The sequence below is a fragment of the Azospirillum sp. UENF 112521 genome (assembly GCF_058780665.1).
In genome coordinates this window covers 693,938-714,325 of record NZ_JBSNCI010000002.1, presented here as the reverse complement: position 1 = coordinate 714,325, position 20,388 = coordinate 693,938, and the positions used below count along the sequence as shown (strand labels likewise).

The 20,388-nt window shown below is 67.8% G+C and carries 19 protein-coding genes; 10 read left to right on the top strand and 9 right to left on the bottom strand.

Going from position 1 to position 20,388, the window contains the following annotated elements; translation table 11 throughout:
- Positions 1–183: 183 nt before the first annotated feature.
- From ACWPN8_RS05610 to minC, 4 genes are all read right to left on the bottom strand, one after another.
- Positions 184–1,569 carry a CRTAC1 family protein gene (locus ACWPN8_RS05610; RefSeq protein WP_492240141.1) on the bottom strand — a complete coding sequence of 462 codons (1,386 nt, stop codon included), beginning with the start codon at positions 1,567–1,569 and terminating at the stop codon, positions 184–186.
- A 280-nt stretch (positions 1,570–1,849) separates the two neighbouring features.
- The gene (gene minE / locus ACWPN8_RS05605) at positions 1,850–2,221 is read right to left on the bottom strand and encodes a cell division topological specificity factor MinE (RefSeq protein WP_109450533.1); all 372 of its coding nucleotides are present in this window, start codon (positions 2,219–2,221) and stop codon (positions 1,850–1,852) included.
- Positions 2,218–3,033 carry a septum site-determining protein MinD gene (minD, locus tag ACWPN8_RS05600; protein WP_014247062.1) on the bottom strand — a complete coding sequence of 272 codons (816 nt, stop codon included), beginning with the start codon at positions 3,031–3,033 and terminating at the stop codon, positions 2,218–2,220. Before minD ends, minE begins: the two co-directional genes overlap by 4 nt.
- A 94-nt stretch (positions 3,034–3,127) precedes the next feature.
- Complete coding sequence (minC, locus tag ACWPN8_RS05595) at positions 3,128–3,895, bottom strand: septum site-determining protein MinC (protein WP_199237696.1); 768 nt, start codon at positions 3,893–3,895, stop codon at positions 3,128–3,130.
- An 818-nt stretch (positions 3,896–4,713) separates the two neighbouring features.
- Between minC and ACWPN8_RS05590 the strand changes: the two genes are divergently transcribed.
- The 10 genes from ACWPN8_RS05590 to ACWPN8_RS05545 all read left to right on the top strand — a co-directional run bounded on the left by ACWPN8_RS05590 (position 4,714) and on the right by ACWPN8_RS05545 (position 14,707).
- Complete coding sequence (locus ACWPN8_RS05590) at positions 4,714–5,469, top strand: PhoH family protein (protein WP_109450535.1); 756 nt, start codon at positions 4,714–4,716, stop codon at positions 5,467–5,469.
- 229 nt (positions 5,470–5,698) lie between these two features.
- Complete coding sequence (locus ACWPN8_RS05585) at positions 5,699–7,909, top strand: bacteriohemerythrin (protein WP_492240140.1); 2,211 nt, start codon at positions 5,699–5,701, stop codon at positions 7,907–7,909.
- 88 nt (positions 7,910–7,997) lie between these two features.
- Entirely contained in the window at positions 7,998–8,612 is a 615-nt protein-coding gene (locus tag ACWPN8_RS05580) for an SCO family protein (protein WP_109450539.1), read from the top strand.
- A 253-nt stretch (positions 8,613–8,865) separates the two neighbouring features.
- Entirely contained in the window at positions 8,866–9,234 is a 369-nt protein-coding gene (locus ACWPN8_RS05575; RefSeq protein ID WP_098740365.1) for an AtpZ/AtpI family protein, read from the top strand.
- A 12-nt stretch (positions 9,235–9,246) separates the two neighbouring features.
- A complete protein-coding gene (locus ACWPN8_RS05570) occupies positions 9,247–9,990 on the top strand; it encodes a F0F1 ATP synthase subunit A (RefSeq protein WP_098740366.1) in 744 nt (247 codons plus the stop codon).
- 78 nt (positions 9,991–10,068) lie between these two features.
- Positions 10,069–10,293: an ATP synthase subunit C family protein gene (locus tag ACWPN8_RS05565; RefSeq protein ID WP_012973363.1), complete on the top strand. Its 225-nt coding sequence runs from the start codon at positions 10,069–10,071 to the stop codon at positions 10,291–10,293.
- A 93-nt stretch (positions 10,294–10,386) separates the two neighbouring features.
- Entirely contained in the window at positions 10,387–11,022 is a 636-nt protein-coding gene (locus ACWPN8_RS05560; RefSeq protein ID WP_492240139.1) for a F0F1 ATP synthase subunit B family protein, read from the top strand.
- A 12-nt stretch (positions 11,023–11,034) separates the two neighbouring features.
- On the top strand, positions 11,035–11,514 hold the full coding sequence (locus ACWPN8_RS05555; RefSeq protein WP_109450543.1) for a F0F1 ATP synthase subunit B family protein: 480 nt from the start codon (positions 11,035–11,037) through the stop codon (positions 11,512–11,514).
- Between the two features lie 162 nt (positions 11,515–11,676).
- Positions 11,677–12,465, top strand: a complete 789-nt coding sequence (locus ACWPN8_RS05550; RefSeq protein WP_492240138.1) for a DODA-type extradiol aromatic ring-opening family dioxygenase — start codon at positions 11,677–11,679, stop codon at positions 12,463–12,465.
- Between the two features lie 238 nt (positions 12,466–12,703).
- Complete coding sequence (locus ACWPN8_RS05545; RefSeq protein WP_492240137.1) at positions 12,704–14,707, top strand: sensor histidine kinase; 2,004 nt, start codon at positions 12,704–12,706, stop codon at positions 14,705–14,707.
- Between the two features lie 23 nt (positions 14,708–14,730).
- Here ACWPN8_RS05545 and ACWPN8_RS05540 read toward each other — a convergent pair whose 3' ends face one another.
- From ACWPN8_RS05540 to ACWPN8_RS05520, 5 genes are all read right to left on the bottom strand, one after another.
- Entirely contained in the window at positions 14,731–15,420 is a 690-nt protein-coding gene (locus ACWPN8_RS05540) for a class II aldolase/adducin family protein (RefSeq protein WP_492240135.1), read from the bottom strand.
- A 104-nt stretch (positions 15,421–15,524) separates the two neighbouring features.
- A complete protein-coding gene (locus ACWPN8_RS05535) occupies positions 15,525–16,568 on the bottom strand; it encodes a formate dehydrogenase subunit gamma (protein WP_492240134.1) in 1,044 nt (347 codons plus the stop codon).
- A gap of 25 nt (positions 16,569–16,593) precedes the next feature.
- Entirely contained in the window at positions 16,594–16,782 is a 189-nt protein-coding gene (locus tag ACWPN8_RS05530; protein ID WP_492240133.1) for a hypothetical protein, read from the bottom strand.
- A gap of 2 nt (positions 16,783–16,784) precedes the next feature.
- Positions 16,785–17,462 (bottom strand): formate dehydrogenase FDH3 subunit beta, encoded by a 678-nt coding sequence (gene fdh3B, locus ACWPN8_RS05525; RefSeq protein WP_492240132.1) that lies wholly within the window; start codon positions 17,460–17,462, stop codon positions 16,785–16,787.
- Between the two features lie 18 nt (positions 17,463–17,480).
- Complete coding sequence (locus ACWPN8_RS05520; RefSeq protein WP_109450558.1) at positions 17,481–20,381, bottom strand: formate dehydrogenase subunit alpha; 2,901 nt, start codon at positions 20,379–20,381, stop codon at positions 17,481–17,483.
- Positions 20,382–20,388: the final 7 nt, after the last annotated feature.

Sequence of the window (20,388 nt, the reverse complement as noted above, 5' to 3'; positions counted from 1 at the left end):
CGATTGCAGCAGGTTTCGGCGGCAGGAACGGAATATGTCCGGATCGGCATGCCGCACGATATCCCGCAATACGGGAGCCGCAACGAAATGCACTCTAATGTGACGGAAGGCGACAGGAAAGACCCTACCCATTGCGAGGCCGAAATATTTGGGTGACCATCATCCGACCGGATGATGGTCCGGTCATTCCGGCGGGTAAGGGATGGTCAGCAGCCGGTCGGCCGGCGGGTTGTCCACCGTCACCACGGTGCCGTCGGGCCAGCGCACCTCGACCTGCTCCACCTCGTGCAGTGGCCCCAGCCCGAAATGGGCGACCGGTTCGCCCTGGCACAGATAGCCGGACCCGGCGCAGACCACCCGGCGCTGGCGCCGCCCGCCGGCGGTCAGGATGACGACCGCACCACGGGCCGGAGCGCCGAAGGGGGTCAACGGCTGGACGCGCAGCCAGCCGTTGTGGGAGGCCGCCGGGCGGTAGACCGACAGCGGCTGCCCGCCCCCATCCTGGACGCCATGGCTGTTGCCATGCGCCAGAACCAGCTCCAGGCGGCCGTCGCCGTCGATGTCGGCCGCGACCGCGCCGGTGCCCAGACCTTTCGGCTCGGCGGCGTCGCCAAGCTCCAGCTCCTGCCACTGGTCGTTGCGCCAGCCGAACAGGCGGTTGGGCTCGCCATGGGCGTGGAAGAACAGCTCCTCATAGCCGTCATTGTCGAAATCGGCGGCGACGACGGTGAAGATGCGGCCGGGCATCGACAGGTCGGCGCCGGCCGATTCGACGAAGGCGCCGCCCATGCGCTGGTGGAAGAGGCGCTGCGCCCCGTCCCAGGTGCCGACGACCAGATCGAACAGCCCGTCGCCATCGACATCCAGTGCCGCGACCGCACGGCCGGACGGGCGCGAATCGGCGATGCCGCGCTCCTCGGCGATTTCCTCGAAATTGCCGTCGCCCAGGTTGCGGAACAGCTGGTTGGGGCCGCCGTCGTTGACCGTCACCACATCCATATGGTCGGACACGATGGGCAGGACCGTGACGCCGCGCGCGGCACCGATGGAGTCGAGCCCCGCCTCCTCCGCGCCATCCTCCAGCCGGCCGCGCCGGGTCAGTTCGTACAGGCGCAGGGGACCGCCATCGGTCGCCACCAGGAAGCCGTAGCGGCCATGGCCCCAGCGGTCGACCGCCGCCACCGCACCCGCAGCGGTGTGGTTGGCCGCCGCAGCATTCTCCGCCTGCGCGAACAGGTCGAGCCAATGCTTGCCGAAGCAGGCGAACAGCCGGTCGGCCATGTCCTTGGCTCCGGTGGCGCGGTCGGAATTGACGATGTACAGCTCCTCCCGCCCGTCGCCGTCGATGTCGGCGGCGGCCAGCCCCAGCGCCGGGCCGGCGGGATCGGCGAGCAGCGGGTTGGCGATGTCGACCAGCCGGCCGTCGACCCATTTCAGGACGAGGTTGGCGGAACGGTAGCCGGCCACGACAAGCTCGAAGGCGCCGTCGCCGTCGATGTCCGTGACCGCAATCCCGTTCGACGGCCGCGGCGGGTTCTCGGCGATCAGCGACGAGCAATCGAGGAACATCGGCACCCTCTTGTCCCGTGGTCGGTCCACTCCGTCGCCCATTGGTCCGCTCAAGGAAGGCTGTCCAGGACAGACCTTTGGAGCCATTGGGCTTTCGTGCGGTGTATCCCTGTTGATACCCCGTCCCCGGCCGGCCGTAAACCCGGACGGAGGAACAGGGATGGCCTATGTCCGATGCCGCATCCCGACACCGCGGCGGACGGCGTCAGGGCCGGAACGAAAAACCCCTCCGGCGCTAAGGACGCCGGAGGGGTTTGAACCGTTGGAACGACGGTTTGGCTCAGATGCGCTTCTTCGCGCCGCCATTGCCGACGGCGCCGCCAGCCGGGCGCTTGGCCGCGCCAACGTCGTTGCCGGCCGACTTCTCCGCCGTCTTGGCCGCTGCGGCGGCCTTGGCCTGCTCACGCGCCGGCAGCTCGATGTTGACCTCCAGCGTCGAGCAGTCGCCGCCGCGGTCCAGCTTCACCTCGACCTTGTTTTCGTCGATGTTGACGTATTTGGCGATGACCGCCAGCAGTTCCTGCTGGAGCATCGGCAGATAGTCGGGGCCGCTGCGCCCGGCGCGCTCGTGCGCCATGACGATCTGCAGACGCTCCTTGGCCTGGACGGCCGACGCGCGGGGTGCCGCGCGGAAGAAGTTGAAGATGCTCATGCGCTCCTCCGCAGGAGCCGGCTGAACAGGCCCTTCTTCTGGGGGGTGACGAAACGGTGCTCGATGTCCTCGCCCAGGAAGCGGCCGACCGCGTCCGAATAGGCCAGGCCGGCGTTGGAAACCTCGTCCAGGATCACCGGCATGCCGACGTTGGAGGCGCGCAGCACCGCCTGGCTTTCCGGAATGACGCCGAGCAGCGGGATCGCCAGGATCTCCAGCACGTCGTCGACCTTCAGCATCTCGCCCTTCTCGACGCGCTCCGGGTCGTAGCGGGTCAGCAGCAGCTGCTGCGTCACCGGCTCCAGCCCCTGCTCCGCCCGGCGGGAGCGCGAGTTCAGCACGCCCAGGATGCGGTCGCTGTCGCGCACCGACGAGACTTCCGGGTTGGTGACGATGATCGCATGGTCGGCGAAATAGAGCGACATCAGGGCGCCGCGCTCGATGCCGGCCGGGCTGTCGCAGAGGATGTAGTCGAAATCCTTCGACAGCTCGTTCAGCACCTTCTCCACGCCCTCGCGGGTCAGCGCGTCCTTGTCGCGCGTCTGCGAGGTCGGGAGGATGTAGAGGTTCTCGATCCGCTTGTCCTTGATCAGCGCCTGGTTCAGCTTCGCTTCGCCGTTGATGACGTTGATGAAGTCGAAGACCACCCGGCGTTCGCAACCCATCACCAGATCCAGGTTGCGCAGGCCAACGTCGAAATCGATGACGACCGTCTTGAAGCCGCGAAGCGCCAGCCCGGTTGCGAAGGCCGCGGACGAGGTCGTCTTGCCGACACCGCCCTTGCCGGAGGTCATGACGATGATCTTGCTCAACGGAGCCTCTCCCATAATCCCAAAGTTGCCGTCACCGATACCAGACACCGCCCGAAGATTGCCGCCTTCGGACAAGATTCCGTCGCCACAGTCCTCAGCCGGTCTTCAGCAGATCCATGCTGAGGACGCCGTCGCGCAGGAAAACCTGCACGGCTTTCTTATAAAAGTCACTGCCGATGTCTTCGCTGACGCGATAATTGCCTGCGACCGATAGCACCTCGGCCTCCAGGCTGTGGCAGAAGATGCGGGCGTTGGTGTCGCCGGAGAAACCGGCCAGCGCCCGGCCGCGCAGCGCGCCATAGACATGGATGTTGCCGTCGGCCAGCAGCTCCGCTCCCGGAGAGACGGAGCTGGTGACGATCAGGTCGGTCTTCTCGGCATAGACCCGCATGCCGGAACGCACCGGCTCCGTCACCACCAGGGTCGGACGGTGGACCACCTCGATCAGCACCTGCGGTGCCGCGATCGGGGCCTGCTGGTCCGGCTGGCGCGGATCGGGGGCCTTCACCACCTCTTCCAGCTTGGCGGCGCGGCCCGACGGCATCGGCGTCAGCCCGACGGCCATCGCCGCCTCGCGCACCGGTTGCGGCCCGCCCTGGAAGCCGACCGGCAGCAGATGCAGCGCCTGCACCTGCGCCACGAAGGCGCCCAGATCGAAGACGACGGACTCCGGCAGGTCGTCGAAATCCAGGACGACCGGCGCGTTGTGGAAGAAATTGGGCGCTTGGCGCACCTTGACGTTCAGCTGGGTGAAGAAATTCGGCGATGTCGGGGCGAAAACCTTCAGCACCATCATGGTGAAGGAGTTGCCACGCAACTGGAACGGCACATCCCGTTCGGCGACCTGACTGGCGCTGCTCACCGTAGCCTTCCCGTTCGTTCCTGCCGTCCCGTGCCGTGCATCCGGTTCGCCGCATCCGGCCAACCCGAGTACCCGGTCCCAACCCAGAACCACTGTCGCGCAGCCCCGGCATCGAGCCAGCCAATCAGCGCCTTCTAGCCGTCCACACCGGTCGGATTCAAGAGATTCCCCGCCGTCAGGGGTGACAATCCGAAGCCATGCCGCAGCCTGCCCTTCGGCAAACGCCCGCCGTCTCCGGCCATCGACGGCCACGACGTCCGGAGACGTCAGGCACGACGACCTGAGATCGCAGCCCTCCCGCGAGCGAGACAGGCCAGGGTTGCAACATGCCTTTCGATTTCCCCCGTGGTCGACCATAGTAATGAAAGCCCGCGGCAGCGGCAAAGCCTTTCGGCCGCCTCAGTCGGAAGGCTAAGCCACCGGCCCGGCCGGCTCGGCGGAAAGGGTTACCAAGCCCGCTCTGGCGGCTTTCCTGCGGCACCCACACCACATCTGGTATGAATATTTTGCGTCGGCCGCAATTTTGCCTGACGCGCCGCGTTATGACCGGTACAGTCAGGTTGCGTGGCTTCCAACGACGACGAGGTTCTTTTGCACCTTGCTTCGCCTCCAGAGCACCTCCCCCGTCGGCCCGGACCCGCATGTCAGGTTCCGGCATGTTGTGATCCGGCAGGGGGCCCGGCGGCAGCCCCCGGCGAAGCACTCATCAGCACCCAGCCATGCGACCGGTCGAGCCTCCCCCTGCGGGAGGCTTTTTTGTGCCCAGACGTCTTGCTTGCGGAAATCGGCTCCACCCCCACCATTCGAGGAGATGCGACATGGCCAAGCGTTCGAGCAAAGGCATCGCTGCGGCGGGCGACTCCACCGTTCACCCGCTCTTCCCCGGTATGAACGCCCCCGCCGCCTTCGGCTGGGACCCGCTCGGTGGGAGCGAGGATCGCCGCGACCAGAGCTATCTCCGCAAGGTGAAGCCGCAGAACCCCAACCAGCAGCTTCTGATGGACGCCATCAAGACGCACAATCTGGTTGTGGCGCTGGGACCGGCGGGGACCGGCAAGACCTATATCGCCATCTCGTCGGCGGTGGAGGCCCTGGAATCGGGCAGCGTCGACCGCATCGTCCTGTCCCGCCCGGCCATCGAGGCGGGTGAGAGCATCGGCTACCTGCCGGGCGACATGCACGAGAAGATGGCGCCCTTCCTGCGCCCGCTCTACGACGCTCTGACCGACCGGCTGGGCTCCAAGCGGCTGCGCACCATGATGGCCGACGGCACCATCGAGATCGCCCCGGTCGGCTTCATGCGCGGCCGCACCCTGAACAACGCCTTCGTGGTGATCGACGAGGCGCAGAACTGCACCTACGCCCAGATCAAGATGCTGCTGACCCGGCTGGGCTGGCATTCCACCATGGTTGTGACCGGCGACCCCGACCAGACCGACCTGCTGGACAACCTGTCCGGGCTGGCCGACATCGCCCGCCGGCTGGAGGCGGTGGAGGGCATCGCCGTCGCCCGGCTGACCGAAAAGGACATCGTCCGCCATCCGCTGGTCGCCAGCATGCTGACCGTGCTCTGATCAGGAAAAATTCACCGGCAGGTTGCGCGGGAGGGGCGTTCGCCGCGTCTCCCGCGGACCGCGGCGTTTCGGTTCGTCGGACACACCCTGCTATGGTTGCAATTATGACATTTCGTTGAACAGACCGTAGGATACACGAACAATAGGCCTTGACCTTCGGCGGCGGCGCGGCAAAAGTCCCGAAAAATTTGGGGATATCGCCGTTTCGTTGCCGGAAGGGACCGCAGCCGTGACCGTTGCCTTGTTCGAACGCATCAGCATCAAGGGCAAGATCGCCCTGATCCTGGCCGCAGCCGGCCTTGGGCTGGCCCTGGTCGCCGCGGTCAGCCTGATGAGCCTGCGGGCCGAGATGATGGCCGACCGCCAGGACAAGACCCGCAACGTCGTCGAGGTCGCCCACAGCCTGATCGCCCATTTCGAGGCGCAGGAGCGCGCAGGATCCCTGCCCCGCGCCCAGGCCGAGGCGCAGGCCAAGGCGGCGCTGAAGTCCCTGCGGCACGATGGCGGGGAGTATTTCTTCATCACCGACCTCGCCCCGCGCATGATCATGCACCCGATCAAGCCGGAGCTGGACGGCACCGACGTATCGCGCAACGCCGATCCCAACGGCAAGCTGCTGTTCCAGGAGTTCGTCCGGGTGGTGAAGGCCGACGGCGCCGGATTCGTCGACTATCTCTGGCCGAAGCCGGGGTCGGCGCAGCCGGTGGCGAAGCTGTCCTATGTCAAGGGCTTCGCCCCCTGGGGCTGGCTGATCGGCTCCGGCATCTACATCGACGACGTCGACGTTGCCTTCCGCGAGGCCGCGCTGCGGCTGGCCGGAACCGGGCTGCTGATCGGGCTGGCCGCCGTGCTGCTGGCCCTGCTGGTCAGCCGGGCCATCGTCCGGCCGCTGGACGGGTTGGGGCGCGTCATGCAGGATCTGGCCGGCGGCGACAGCGCGGTCGCGGTTCCCGGGCTGGGCCGCGGCGACGAGATCGGCGCAATGGCCCGCACCGTCGAGATCTTCCGCGTCCAGCAGATCGACCTCGCCCGTCACTGGGACCGGCAGAAGATCGAGCACCGGGTCACCGAGCAGCGCGCCGGCGCCCTGAAACGGCTGACCGACCGCTTCGACGCCACCATCGCCGAGACGATCCGCACCGTCGGCGCCGCCGTCGCCACGCTGGAAACCACCGCCCGCGCCCTGTCCGCCACCGCCGACCGCAACCGGCGCGAGGCGACCTCCGTCGCCAGCGCCTCGCAGCAGGCCTCCAGCAGCGTGCAGACCGTCGCCTCGGCGGCCGAGCAGCTGACCGGCTCGATCGCGGTGATCGGCGAGCAGGTGGTGACCTCCTCGACCATCTCCACCCAGGCGGTGGAGGCGTCGCACCGGGCGGGCGAGCGGATCGACGGGCTGGGCCAGGCCGCCCAGAAGATCGGCGAGGTGGCCGACCTCATCGCCGGGATCGCCGGGCAGACCAACCTGTTGGCGCTGAACGCCACCATCGAAGCTGCCCGCGCCGGCGAGTTGGGCAAGGGATTCGCCGTGGTGGCGGGCGAGGTGAAGACCCTGGCCAACCAGACCGCCAAGGCCACCGAGGAGATCGCCCGCCACATCGCCGACGTGCAGGAGGCCACGCGCGCCGCGGTGACGGCGATCCGCGAGATCGGCTCCATCGTCGCCCGCAGCGACGAGATCGGCACCTCCATCGCCGCCGCCGTCCAGCAGCAGGGCGCGGCCACCGGCGAGATCGCCCGCAGCGCCGGCGAGGCGGCGGAGGGCACCCGCCAGGTCTCCACCAGCATCGACGCCGTGTCCGACGCCGCCCGCGAGACCGAACGGTCGGCCGACGCCCTGCTCGATGCCGCGGGCGGGCTGTCGCGGCAGGCGCAGGGGCTGCGCGGCATGGTCGATTCCTTCCTGGTCAATGTCGGGGCGATCAACGCCGCCCCGCTCGCCGATCTGCACACCGCGCCGGCCGGCGGAAATCCGGCCGTCAACTCGGAACGGTCCGCCATCTTCATGCCCTGGACCGATGCCCTTGCAGTGGGCGAGGAGGGCATCGACACCGACCATATGATCCTGATCGCTTTGATGAACGAGGCGGCATCGCTGGCCGGGCAGGCCGGTCGGAGCGGCGGCGACCGCCGGGCGTCGGCCCGAGCGCTGGGCGAGGCCATCGGCCGGCTGCTCGCCTACACCGCCCTGCATTTCGAGCAGGAGGAGCGGCTGATGGACCGGTGCGGCTACCCCGATGCCAGGGCCCACAAGGCGCAGCACGAGGCGCTGCGTGCCCGCACCGATGGCCTGCGCCGCCGGCTGGACGCCGGCGACTCCGTGGCGGACGAGCTGCTGGCGCTGGTGCGCGAATGGCTGTTCGAGCACATCCAGCGCGCCGACAAGCGCATCGGCGAGCATCTGGCGGCTCAGGGCGAAACTGTCGCGGCCCGTGCGGCCTGACCGGCACGGGCGTTGCGCGACGATGTGACCTCACCTCTTGACCTCACCTCTTGACCTGGGCGGCGGGCAGCCCCATTCCTGACGGACCATGAAGACACGTCTCCTGCGCATCGCCGCCGCCTCCGTCCTCGCCATCGCCGTGTCCGCCGGGATCGCCTGGTGGCAGGTGCGCAGCGCCACGACCACGGTGGAAAGCGGCACGAAGTCCGCCGTTCCCATCGGCGGTCCCTTCACCCTGACCGACCATCAGGGCAAGACGGTCACCGACGCCGACTTCCGCGGCAAGTATATGCTGATCTATTTCGGCTATACCTATTGTCCCGACGTCTGCCCGACCGAACTGGGGGTGATGACCCAGGCGCTCGACCAGCTGGGGCCGAAAGCGGAGCAGGTCCGGCCGGTTTTCATCACAATCGACCCGGACCGCGACACTGTGGCGCACATGAAGGACTATGTGGCGCTGTTCCACCCGCGGATGGTCGGGCTGACCGGCACGCCGGAGCAGGTGCGGGACGCCGCGCGCGCCTACCGCGTCTATTATGCCAAGGCACCGCAAAAGGACGGAAAAGCGGACGAGTACCTGATGGATCACTCCAGCTTTATTTACCTGATGGGCCCGGACGGCAAATTCGTCGGGGTGTATCCGGGCGGCACCGGCGCCGACAGGATCGTGCAGGATTTGTCGGGGCGCATCGCGGGCTGATGGGGGGCGGACCGGCCGCGGACCGGGTGAAAAGCGGCGAAAAAACCCTGAAAAGCGGTCATACCACCGGGTTTTTTCGCATGCTGGAGCGGGACAACGCGCCGCAGCGCGGCAAAAACGATGACTTTTCCGCTCTTTTCTATTCTTTTCAATGACTTACACCACAGGTTTTGCGACTTGACAGGGTAACGCCCCGCCCGTATGGTCTCGCCGCTTTCGCATGGCTGCGAGCCAAGCGTGATTGAGAGGCGGAATGACCGACAAATCGCCCCCCGATCCCTTGGATGACCTCGAAGCCCGGTTGCGGAAGGCGCGTGAGGGACAGCGCGGCTGGTCGGGCGGACCCGGTAGTAAATACCACCGTCCGCCGCAGGGCGCTCTCGGCACCGCCTGGCGCATCGGGACGGAGTTGGTTGCCGCCATGATCGTCGGCGTCGGCGGCGGGCTTCTGCTCGATCGCTGGCTCGGCACCGCGCCCTGGGGACTGATCGTCATGTTCTTCCTGGGGGCTGCGGCGGGAGTGCTGAACGTCTACCGGGCCGTCACCGGCTTCGGCATCGCCGCCGGCTACCGCCGGCCCCCTGGGGACGACAACGAGCGCCAAGACGGCGACGCACACTGAGCGAGGACGACCTTGGATCCGCTGCACCAGTTCCAAATCAACCCGTTGTTCCAGATCGTGCTCGGCGGCTACGACGTGTCCTTCACGAACTCGGCCTTCTTCATGGTCGTGGCCGTGGCGGCGATCTACGCCCTGCTGGTCATGGGCGTGGCGAACAAGTCGATGGTTCCGGGCCGCCTGCAGTCGCTGGCCGAGATGTTCTACGAGTTCGTCGCGAACCTGGTGCGCGACAACGCCGGCCACGACGCCAAGCCCTATTTCCCGTTCGTGTTCTCGATCTTCATGTTCGTGCTGATCGGCAACATGATCGGCATGATCCCGTACACCTTCACCTTCACCAGCCACATCATCGTGACCTTCGCGCTGGCGGCGACGGTGTTCGTGTTCGTGACCATCCTGGCCCTGCTGAAGCACGGCCTGCACTTCTTCTCCTTCTTCATGCCGCATGGCGCTCCGATCGCGCTCGCCCCGATCCTCATCCCGATCGAGGTGATCTCCTACGTGATGCGCCCCGTCAGCCTCTCGATCCGACTGTTCGCCAACATGATGGCCGGTCACACGATGCTGAAGGTCTTTGCCGGCTTCACGGTTATGATGATCAGCGGTCTCGGCGCGCTGGGTTTCGTCACCGGCCTCATCCCGCTGGCGATCAACGTCGCCCTGACCGGTTTCGAGTTCCTGGTGGCTTTCCTGCAAGCCTACGTCTTCTCGATCCTGACCTGCCTGTACATCCGCGACGCCCTGGAACTGCACTAAGCAGCGCCTGACAGTCGTCGGACCTGAGTCCACCAACAGTTCCAACAAGTTCACCCTTACCTAGAGGAAGAGAGTACTATGGATCCTCAAGCCGCCAAGTTCATCGGTGCCGGTCTTGCCGTTATCGCCCTCGCCGGTGTCGGCCTGGGTATCGGCAACATCTTCTCGACGCTGATCGGCTCGATCGCCCGCAACCCGGCCGTCCAGCCGAAGGTCTTCCCGATCGGCATTCTGGGCTTCGCGCTGACGGAAGCCGTCGCGCTGTTCGCCCTGCTGATCGCCTTCCTGATCCTGTTCGCCTAAGGCCAGAGCGGCTTTCAAAAAAACAGCTCTGACGCGGCGCCGGGCTTCTTCATCGAAGTTTCGGCGCCGCTCCTTTGCCTAGGGGGACCGATCATGCCGAACCTGTTGGCCAAAGGCCGGCTGGCCCGCTGGTCGGGCGTGGCGGGCGCTTCGCTCGCTACCCTCACCACGATGGCCGGCACCGTCCTGGCGGCCGCGGCGGAGCACGCTCCGAACGCGGCGCACGGCGGCGAGCACGCTTCCGGCGGCCTGCCGCAGCTCAATCCCGCCAATTTCCCGACCCAGATCTTCTGGCTGGCTCTGACCTTCGGCGTTCTCTACTACCTCATGTCCAAGAAGGCGCTCCCGCGCGTGGCCGAGGTTCTGGAAGCGCGTCAGGAGCGCATCTCGCGCGATCTGGCGAAGGCCGCCCAGCTGAAGGAAGAGGCCGAGGCCATCCTGGCCCAGGTCGAGAAGTCCCTCGCCGGCGCCCGCGCCGAGGCCCAGGGCGTCATCGCCCAGGCCGCCGCCGGGATCGAGGCGAACAACCAGGCCCGTCAGGCCCAGTTGAACGCCGACATCGCCGAACGCCTGCGCACCGCCGAGGCCTCCATCGCCGCGGCGAAGGAACAGGCCCTGGCCAACATCCGCGCCGAGTTCGACCGGCATCGTCCGCGACATCACCGGCCGTCTGGCCGGCGTCGACGTCGATCAGGCCCAGGCGGACGCCGCCGTCGCGGCCGTGCTTGAGGAGCGCCGGGGATGAACGCACCTGAATTTTGGGTCTTCGTCGCCTTCGTCATCTTCGTGGCCCTGGTCTGGAAGAAGGCGTCCGCCGCCATTGGCACCGCGCTGGACGGCCGCGCCGAGCGCATCCGTTCCGAACTGGACGAGGCCGAGCGTCTCCACAAGGACGCCCAAGCCCTGCTGAACGGCTACCAGAGCCGTCTGGCCGACGCCAAGAAGGAAGCGGAGGCCGTTCTGGCCCACGCCCGTGAGGAAGCCGCCCGTCTGCAGTCCCAGGCCGGTTCCGACCTGGAGGCGTCGCTGAAGCGTCGCGAGGCCCAGGCCATGGACCGCATCGCCCAGGCGGAAGCCGCGGCGCTGGCCGAGGTCCGCAACCTGACGGTCGACGTCGCCATCGGCGCCAGCAAGCGCGTCCTGGCCGGCGGCCTGTCCCCGGCCCAGGCCGACAAGCTGATCGAGCAGTCGATCGGCGAGTTGCCGAAGCACCTGCACTGATCGGTAAGCCTGCCCAGTTCCATCGCAACGATTGTTGCGGCGCGAGCAACGGACTTTGGAAAAACCCCGGCCTTGGCGCCGGGGTTTTTCTTTGGTCGAATGGAACGGTTCCGCCCTTCGCCAACGCCCTCTCCCATCGCCCGGCCGGAGTTCCGTTCACCGATGTCCGACACCGCCCCCTTCCCCTCCGTCTTCGTGTCCCACGGCGCGCCCACGCTGATCCTTGAGACCAGCGCCGGCCGCGACTTCCTCGCCGGGCTGGGCCGCAAGCTCGGCCGGCCGAGCGCCATCCTGGCGGTGTCGGCCCACTGGACCACCCGGGTTCCGGCGGTCAGCGGGGCGACGGCGCCGGAGACCATCCACGATTTCTACGGCTTCCCGGACGAGCTTTACCGCATGCGCTACGCCGCTCCCGGCGCTCCGGCGCTGGCCGGCCGGGTGGCGGGGATGACCGGGGCCGCGGTCGACCCGTCGCAGGGGCTCGACCATGGTGCCTGGGTGCCGCTGATGCTGATGTATCCGGAGGCCGACATCCCTGTGGCTCAGCTGTCGGTGATGCCCTACCGCAGCGCCGCCGACCACATCGCGCTCGGCCGCCTGCTGGAGCCGCTGCGGCGTGACGGCGTCCTGATCCTCGCCAGCGGCGGTGCGGTGCACAATCTGCGGGAATTCCGCTTCGGCGGCACCGGTGCCGCCCCCTGGGCCACCGGCTTCGCCGGCTGGCTGGACCGGACGCTCGAGGCCGGCGACGCCGATGCCGTTGGCAATTGGCTGGACGCCAGCCCCGACGCCCGCCGCGCCCACCCGACCGACGAGCATTTCCTGCCGCTGCCGGTGGCCCTGGGCGCCGCCGGGCCGCGGCCGAAGACCGAACGGCTGCATACCGGCTTCGAACATGGCAGCCTGGGCATGCACGCCTACGCCTTCACCGGCGGGGAAGCCGACGCCTAAGCCGACGCAGAGGCCGATGCCGCCTGACCTTTGGCGGTACTCCGTCGCACACTTGTCTGTTTGCCTGGGGGGATAGCCAAGCTACAATCCGCGCGCGTGGCGACCGGCCCGCTCAATCATCGTCTCAATGGTTGTGGCCGGTCGGATGCGGAAATCGTCAGGCACAGCGCGAGCGGGAGTCGGTGTGAAGCGGAACGGCATTCTGTCCCGGAGCGGCCGCCGGACCCGATTCCTCGACATGACCGTGTCGGCGCGGGTGGGCGCTGGCTTCGGCATCGCCCTCGGGCTGGTGGTCCTGCTGGCCCTGGTTGGGCTCGGCTGGTTCTACGCGGTGTCGCGCGACATCGGTGCCTTTTCCGGCCGTGCCGACCTGTCGCAGGTGGCGGCCGACGCCGACGTCAGCCTGCGCGACTTGGAAGTCGCGGTGCGCGACCATCTGACTTACGGCGACGACCAGAGTCTTCTCGACGCCTCCTGGCGGCACGACACGCTGCGCGACCGGCTCGACGCCCTGTCCAAGACCGTGGTCGAAACCGCGGACCGCCAGGGCATCGACAAGGCCCGCGCCGCGCTGGAGGATTACTGGGCGGCGGTGCAGAAGCTGATTGCGCTGCGCAGCGACCGCAACGGCCAGATGACCGGCGTTCTGGAACCGCTGGTCGCGGAAACCCGCCGCAAGCTGGACCAGCTCAAGAATGCCGGCGGCGTCGATTCGACCGCTCTCGCCAGCGATGCCGCCATCGCCACCCTGCTGATGCAGGAGCATCTGACCCGCTACGTCGACCGCCGCGATCCGCAGGATGCGGAGGCGATGCGGACCCAGCTTACCGCCGCCCGCGACCGGCTGGCGGAGATGAACCGCTACCTCTGGGTTCCCGGCACCAAGCAGTCGATCGACGAGGTCACCGCCCTGCTGGCGAAGGCGGGCGGCGTGCTGTCCGCCATCGAAGGCTCGGTGGTTGAAGAGGACAATCTTCGCGCCGAGGCGATGGCCGCCAACGCCGCCGGCATCGCCGCCAATCTGGGCGAGATCCGCCGCCGGGCGGAGGCCGGCACCCAGGCGCTGCGCGGATCGCTGACCAGCGGCCTGTCGGGCTACACCAGCGTCGCGCTGTGGATCGGCGGGCTGGTCCTGCTGGCCGGCATCGCCGCGCTGTGGCTGGTCCAGCGCAGCGTCGCCGGTCCGGTGAGGACGATGGCGACGGCGGTGACGGCGCTGGCCGCCGGCCGCACCGACCTGACGCTGCCGGCGCTGACCGGGCAGGACGAGATCGCCACCATGGCCCGCGCGGTGGAAGCCCTGCGCGGCACCGCCGAGGACACCGAGCGCGAGCGCCGCGAGGCGGAGATCGAGCACACCCGCCTGCTACGCGAAAAGGCGATGGCCGATGCCGCCAGCCGGGCCAAGAGCAATTTCCTCGTCAACATGGGCCATGAGCTGCACGGTCCGCTGACCGAGATCGTCAATGCCAGCCAAGCGCTGATGACCGACCTGCACCGGCTGGGTGTCGACGAGCTGGCGACCGACGTCGAGCACATCCAGTGGACCGGCGAGCAGCTGACCGGTTTGGTCGACGCCATCCTCGACTATGCCAAGGTCGAAGCCGGGGCGATGGATGTCTGCCTGCAGGATTTCGACGTCAACCGGCTGCTGACCGAGGCGCGCGAGCGGTCGATGCCGGCCGCCGACCTCTACGGCAATGCACTGGACCTGTCGGCGCCAGCCGCGCTCGGCCAGATGCATTCGGATTTCACCAAGGTGCGGCAGACCCTGCTGAACCTGCTGGACAACGCCTGCAAGTTCACCCAGGACGGCACCGTCACCCTGTCGGCCGAGCGGATGGAGCGCGACGGCGCCCGCTGGTACCGCTTCACCGTCGCCGACACCGGCCGCGGTTTCGCGACCGCGCAGACCGGCAGGCTGTTCCAACCCTTCGTCCAGGGCGCCGGCAATGGAGCAGTGGCGACCCGCGGCCAGGGCAAGCCGCGCGGCGCCGGGCTGGGACTGACGCTGGTCGGACACTACACCGCCATGCTGGGCGGCGACATCGAGGTGGCGAGCGAGCCCGGGCAGGGCACCCGCATCGCCATCGCCCTGCCCGCCGTCTATGAACCGCCGGCCGAGGAGCGCCCGCTCCAGGTCGAGGCGGTCGGCAATGCCAAGCCGCTGCTGCGGGTCGCGGCACTCAAGCCGGCCGGGCATCTGGCCACCAGCACCTCGATGACGCAGATCGGCCCATAAGGCCGAAGGATCGGAGCAACTGGTCAGATACGCGGGCGCGCCGTGTCCTCGGGCGCGTCGTTGTCGTCGATGGGCTGGCCGTATTTCATCCGCCGCATCTTCTCCGCCACCCGCGCGATCTCGTCGGGCGGCAGGATCACCGGCTCGCCGAACTGCTGGGCGTACAGATACTGGCGGGCCAGCGTCTCGACCTCGACCGCGAGCGCCAGGGCTCCCGCCACGCTGTTTCCCAGCACGATCATGCCGTGATTGGCCAGCAGGCAGGCAAGCCGCCCCTCCAGCGCCGCCAGGGCATGATCCGACAGCTCCTGCGTGCCGAAGGTGGCGTAAGGGGCGCAGCGGATCGAATCGCCGCCGGCCAGCGCCACCATGTAATGGAAGGACGGGATGCTGCGGCCATGCACCGCAAGCGCGGTGGCGAAGGCCGGATGGGCGTGGAGGACGACCGTCACGTCCGGCCGCGCCCGCAGGATGTCGCGGTGGATGCGCCACTCCGACGAGGGCCGGCGGCCGCCGAGGTAAGTGCCGTCGAAGCCCATCTCGACGACGTCGGCCGGAGTCATCGTCTCATAGGGCATGCTGGTCGGCGTGACCAGGAAGCCACCGTCGATCCGGTGCGACAGGTTGCCCGACATGCCCTGGTTGATGCCCAGCCGGTTCATGGCGAGGCAGCCGTCGATGACGGCCTGACGGTGGGAAAGGTTGCTGGTCATGGCGGGCGCATCCGGAATGGCGGGAGCGCCCAAGGGGCCATGGAGTGCAGGCAGGGTCAAGGGGGAGCGGAGGGACAGGTCGGACGCATCCCCCCGCCCCTGCCCTACTCCGCCGGCGTCCCGTGGCGATGGGCGTGGCGCACCTTCTCGCCGGTCACGTCCTCGACCCACAGGGAATGGTGCTCCCGCGCCCATTGCAGTTCGACCTGCCCGTCGCCCATGGCGTCGAAGGCGCCTTCCATGCCGATGGAGCCGATGTAGATGTGCGCCAGGATGATGGCGATCATGATCACGGCAATCGCGGCATGGGCCAGTTGGTAGAGCTGCATCTCCTCCAGCGTAGCGAAGCTGAAGGGGAAGATCAGCTGCACGCCGGTGAAGCCCAGCGCCGCACCGCCGACCACGGTGGACCAGAAGATGACCTTCTGGCCGCCGTTGAACTTGTGCGCCGGCGGGTGGACGCCCTTGGAGAACAGGCCGCCCGCCTTCAGGAACCAAGTCAGGTCATGGCGCGACGGGATGTTGTGGTGCGCCCACATCACGAAGATCAGCGCCACCCCCAGGATGAAGGCGAATCCTAAGAAATTGTGCGCCAGCTTGCCGTAATGGCTGAGCGCCGCGAAGGGCTCCGGCCCGATCAGCGGCAGCAGCGTGTGCCGACCGTACAGCAGGTTCAGCCCGGAAATCGCGAGCACAACGAAGCTGCCGGCGGTCATCCAATGCACGCCGCGCTCGAAGGCGTTGAAGCGCTGGATGGTGCGGCCGGTCTTCTCGCCGTCGATGCGGATGCGGCCGCGGACCAGGAAGAACAGAGCCAGCAGGGCCAGGATGCCGCCAAGCACCCAGGACCCATACTGGCTGAGCGGACCATTGCGCACCGCGCGCCACGCCTCGCCCTCCGACTGGATCAGCACGCCGGCCTGCTTGTTGGGAATGGAGACGCTGCCCTGCTCGCCCAGGCGGATGGCGTGCCAGCTGTCGCCGCGGCTCTGGCCCGGGATCTGGGTCGGCACCATCGGCCCGTCGCGGTCGACCTGCTGCTCCGCCGCCGGTCCGCCGATGCGGACGCTGGACTGGGCGGCGGCCGGCAGTGCGAGACCGCCGGCAAGACCGACCCCGAGCAGCAGAGCGGCGACAGCCGTCTTCATGCGATGACCTTCCATCGGACGCTCCCTATCGCACACCCTGAAAGGCGGTGCGCTGTTGCAGCGCCCGCACCTGTTCGGCGGTCAGCGGCGTGTCGGCCGCGCCCTGATAGACGCCCTTGTCCAGATGGACCGGGCGCGGCGCTCCGTCCTCCCGGCAGCCGGCCAGCAGGACGACGGCGCCGAACGCCAGCACAGCGGCCCGGATGACGGTCACCGTCACAGCCCCTGCTTCTGCACAGGCAGGCCGCCAGTCGGACCGCCGGTGCCCTGGAACAGCGAACCGCCGGGCTGGCCGCGCTCCTGACCCGACTTGGTCTGGTAGGCGGCGCTCCAGCCCCAGGCGCCGGAACCGAAGCCGCGGGCGGCGACACGCTCGCGGTAGATGTCCGACACCTTGTCGGCATCGCCGGCCAGCAGCGCCTTGGTCGAGCACATCTCGGCGCAGAGCGGCAGCTTGCCCTCGGCCAAACGGTTGCGGCCGTACTTCTTGAACTCGGCCTCCGAATTGTCCGGCTCGGGACCGCCGGAGCAGAAGGTGCACTTGTCCATCTTGCCGCGGGTGCCGAAGTTGCCGGCCTGCGGGTACTGAGGCGCGCCGAACGGGCAGGCGTAGAAGCAATAGCCGCAGCCGATGCACAGATCCTTGTTGTGCAGGACCACGCCTTCGTCGGTCTGATAGAAGCAGTCGACCGGGCAGACCGCCTTGCAGGGCGCGTCGGAGCAATGCATGCAGGCGACCGAGATCGTCCGCTCCCCCGGCTTGCCGTCGTTGATGGTCACGACACGGCGGCGGTTGATGCCCCAGGGAATCTCGTGCTCGTTCTTGCAGGCGGTGACGCAGGCGTTGCACTCGATGCAGCGCTCGGCGTCGCACAGGAATTTCATCCGGGCCATGGTTCAAACTCCTGCGCGTCAGGCCGCCTGGATGCGGCAAAGGGTGGTCTTGGTTTCCTGCATCTGCGTCACCGAATCGTAGCCGTAGGTGGTCGCTGTGTTGGCGGCCTCGCCCAGCACGATCGGGTCGGCACCGGCCGGGTATTTGGAGCGCAGGTCCTGCCCCTGATACACGCCGCCGAAATGGAAGGGCATGAAGGCGACGCCGCGGCCGACACGCTCGGTCACCATCGCCTTGACCTTCACCTTGCCCTTTTCCGGGCCTTCGACCCAGACCAGCTGGCCGTCCTTGACGCCGGCATTGTTGGCGTCGAACGGGTTGATCTCGACGAACATGTCCTGCTGCAGCTCGGCCAGCCAGGGGTTGGAGCGTGTCTCGTCGCCGCCGCCCTCATACTCGACCAGACGGCCGGAGGTGAGGATGATCGGGTATTCCTTCGACACGTCGCGGTCCTGGATGGACTTGTAGAGCGTCGGGACGCGCCAGGACTTGGTGTCCTTGTAGGTCGGATAGCTGGCGACCAGATCGCGGCGCGGGGTGTAGAGCGGCTCGCGGTGGATCGGAACCGGGTCCGGGAAGTTCCAGGCGACGCAGCGGGCCTTGGCGTTGCCCGGCGGGTTCAGCCCGTGCTTGATCGCCACGCGCTGGATGCCGCCGGACAGGTCGGTGGTCCAGGACACCGCACCGATCTTGTCGCCGCCGATCTTCTGGATGACCGCCAGTTCCTCCGGCGTCAGGTCCGCGTCGAAGCCCAGCTTCTGGAGCATCGCCATGGTGACTTCCGGATAGCCGTCCTTGATCTCCGACCCTTCCGGATAGGAGCCCTCGGCCAGCAGCGTCACGCCGTTGCGCTCGACGCCGAAGCGGGCGCGGAAGGCGCCGCCGCCCTCTGCCACCGGCAGCGAGGTGTCATAGAGGTTGGCGGAGCCCGGATGCTTCATCTCCGGCGTGCCCCAGCACGGCCAGGGCAGGCCGAAATAATCGCCGTCGCACGGGCCGCCGACGGCGCGCAGCGTCGTCTTGTCGAAGGTGCCCTGATGCTGCATGTGCAGCTTGAGGCGCTCCGGCGACTGGCCGGTGTAGCCGACCGACCACATGCCGCGGTTCCATTCGCGGGTGATGTCCTCGACCGACGGCTCGTTGCCGTTGACCTTCACATTCTTGACCAGATCCGCCGCGAAGCCGAACTTCTTGGCGAAGAGATACATGATCTCGTGGTCGGTCTTCGATTCGAACAGCGGCTCCATGATCTTGTCGCGCCACTGGACCGAGCGGTTCGACGCGGTGGCGGAGCCGGAGGTCTCGAACTGGGTCGCCGCCGGCAGCAGGTAGAAGTTGTCCTTGCGGTCGGGCAGCACCGCCGTCATCGTCGGGTAGGGATCGACGACGACCAGCAGCTCCAGCTTCTCCATCGCCTTCTTCATGTCGGGCAGACGGACCTGGCTGTTCGGCGCATGGCCCCAGAAGACCATTCCCTTGACCGGGTTCGGCTGGTCCAGATTCTCCTTGGCCTCCAGCACGCCGTCGAACCAGCGCGACACCGGGATGCCGGTGCTCTCCATCAGCGCCTTGGAGCCGAAGCGCTTCAGGATGCTGTCGTACGGAAGATCCCAGACGCGCGCCCAGTGGCGCCACGCGCCCTCGGCCAGGCCGTAATAGCCGGGCAGGCTGTCCGAGGTGACGCCGAAGTCGGTCGCACCCTGGACGTTGTCGTGGCCGCGGAAGATGTTGGTGCCGCCCCCCGACACGCCGACATTGCCCAGCGCCAGCTGAAGCACGCAATAGGCGCGGGTGTTGTTGTTGCCGATGTGGTGCTGGGTGCCGCCCATGCACCAGACCAGCGTGCCCGGACGGTTGGAGGCCAGCGTGCGGGCGACGCGGTGCAGCTGCGAACCCGGAACGCCGGTGACGCGCTCCACCTCTTCCGGAGTCCATTTGGCGACCTCGGCGCGGATGTCGTCGAAGCCGTAGACGCGCTTGGCGATGTAGTCCTTGTCCTCCCAGCCGTTCTGGAGGACGTGCCAGAGGATGCCCCAGACCAGCGCCACGTCGGTGCCGGGACGGAAGCGGATATATTCGTTGGCGTGGGCGGCGGTGCGGGTGAAGCGCGGATCGGCGACGATCAGCGGGGCGGCGTTCTGCTCCTTCGCCTTCAGCACATGCATCATGGCGACGGGGTGCGCCTCGGCGGCATTCGAGCCGATGAAGAACAGCGCCTTCGACTTCTGGATGTCGTTGTAGCTGTTCGTCATGGCGCCGTAGCCCCAGACGTTCGCCACGCCGGCCACGGTGGTGGAGTGGCAGATGCGCGCCTGATGGTCAACGTTGTTGGTGCCCCAGAGTGCGGCGAACTTGCGGAACAGATAGGCCTGCTCGTTGCTGTGCTTGGCCGAGCCGAGCCAGAACACCGAATCCGGGCCGGACTGCTCGCGGATCGCCAGCAGCTTGGAACCGACCTCCTCGATGGCCTGGTCCCAGCTGATCCGGGTCCACTTGCCGTCGACCATCTTCATCGGATAGCGCAGGCGGCGCTCGCCATGGGCATGCTCGCGCACCGAGGCGCCCTTGGCGCAGTGCGAACCGAGGTTGATCGGGCTGTCGAAACCGGGCTCCTGCCCGATCCAGACGCCGTTCTGCACCTCGGCCACCACGGTGCAGCCGACCGAGCAGTGGGTGCAGACCGACTTGACCTGCTTGACCGGCGCACCGGCGACAGCCGCAGCGGTGGCGGCATCGGCTTTCTTCACCATGCCGAAGGGCATGGCGGAGGCCAGCGCGGCACCGCCGGCGGCGATGCCGGACGTGCGCAGGAAGGCGCGGCGGTCGACGGTTACGCCGGTGGCGGTGGCCAGCGTCTGGGTCAGGGTACGGGCGAGATGGCGGCCGCCGGAGGTGGCCGAGCTTTTCTTGATGAGCATCGGGGCG